This is a genomic window from Streptomyces hilarionis, from assembly GCF_024539675.1.
GTDB lineage: Bacteria > Actinomycetota > Actinomycetes > Streptomycetales > Streptomycetaceae > Streptomyces > Streptomyces hilarionis.
Genome location: NZ_JAHHIT010000875.1, coordinates 1 through 240, shown reverse-complemented (window position 1 = coordinate 240; position 240 = coordinate 1). Strand labels below are relative to the sequence as shown.

The 240-nt window shown below is 50.8% G+C and carries 1 protein-coding gene; it reads left to right on the top strand.

Translation table 11 applies throughout. The features are described from left to right. Positions 1–240, top strand: a 240-nt coding sequence (locus tag KMS84_RS40630) for a phage portal protein family protein (RefSeq protein WP_438819042.1), incomplete at its 3' end; no start/stop codon positions are given.

Genomic DNA, 240 nt, shown 5'->3' with positions numbered 1-240 from the left:
ATCAAGCATGTAGTACTCAGATCAAAAGCTGTCCCTGCTCGTCCGTATGGTGAAATGCTGATAATCCGTGCCTATCCTGCGGTGGCTCTGCGGCGTAAAGAATGGGCGTATCTGGGGCAGTTTATCACTCGTTATGCTGTGCCGTATGTCATCGGCAAGCAAGGGGGATTTGGGCAAACGCTAGAGGGTTTTACCCGTAAGATTTTTAGCTTTATATCGGGTGGGGCGATTGGTGTGGGC